This is a genomic window from Salinicoccus siamensis, assembly GCF_042429615.1.
Classification (GTDB): domain Bacteria; phylum Bacillota; class Bacilli; order Staphylococcales; family Salinicoccaceae; genus Salinicoccus; species Salinicoccus siamensis.
In genome coordinates, this window is record NZ_JBHMAH010000033.1 from 1 (window position 1) to 992 (window position 992).

A 992-nucleotide genomic window follows, 5' to 3' on the forward strand; every position below is an offset into this window, starting at 1 on the left:
AAGTATTTTTGCGAAATGATGTTTGAAAGTTATTAAAATTATGAATATCATACTAAGAGAGAAGTTATTTAAAATTCATCTGCAGATGGAAGGAGTGATTAAACATGTGGATTAATAAGAATATGACCTCAGCTATTCTCGGAATAATATATGCAGTTTCTGCTTATTTGATAATGAGATTTGGGTTTTCAGATGAAATTTCATTAGGGATGTATGCGATTGTGATAATCGGAGGAGTGATATTTATTCTTATTTTGTTTAATTACATTTTGAAATATGACTTCTTCAAAACCAATAAAGGGGAATAATCTATGTTTGGAAAGGTATTTAAGGAATGGTAGTAGGTTCCTTAGTAGTTACCAGTGCAACTTATCCTGTATACACCGCACAAGCAAATGACAATTCTAATGATGGGGTAGAAGTAGATTTAGGTAGTTTGAGTAAACATATTGATTACACTACTAGTGATGCTATTCATTTTAATAATGGTGAAATGTTAAAGCAGAGTGTTGTAGGAAATGATTTGGTATTTACTACAGTTGATGCAGAGGGTAATGAAGAATATCAAGTTAAGAGAATAGATAATGTTACAGTTGAAATTACAAATTTAGAAACAGGTGAAAAATCTTATAAAACTAAACAACAGAAAGAAGTTGCTTTAGAAGATTTGCCTGAGAATATTCAAAATCAAGTAGATGTAGGTATTCAAAGTCGAACTGATGTAAGTGCACAAAGTGATTTTGTATATGATCGGACTGTACAAACTGATACAAGTATTCAAGCGGCAAATGTTTCACTTGCAGCAGGAATTTTAGCATCATTCTTAGGAGTTGCAGTTGGTTTAGTAACAGCAGTAGCAACTTATTATTATAGTATTAACCAACCTCATGCATATTGGTATGAAGTATATTCTAAAAGATATGTTAATTCTGTCCAAGATGAAGTAATGCAACAAAATGTGTTCTATCAAACTCATTTGTATCAAAATTATG

2 protein-coding genes are annotated in these 992 nt (G+C 30.8%); both read left to right on the forward strand.

Going from position 1 to position 992, the window contains the following annotated elements; all coding sequences use genetic code 11:
- The first annotated feature begins 104 nt into the window (after window positions 1-104).
- The gene (locus ACFFLE_RS11070) at window positions 105-308 is read left to right on the forward strand and encodes a hypothetical protein (protein WP_380572192.1); all 204 of its coding nucleotides are present in this window, start codon (window positions 105-107) and stop codon (window positions 306-308) included.
- Window positions 309-334: 26 nt separating this feature from the next.
- A partial coding sequence (locus ACFFLE_RS11075; protein ID WP_380572194.1) for a hypothetical protein occupies window positions 335-992 on the forward strand: 658 nt, incomplete at its 3' end.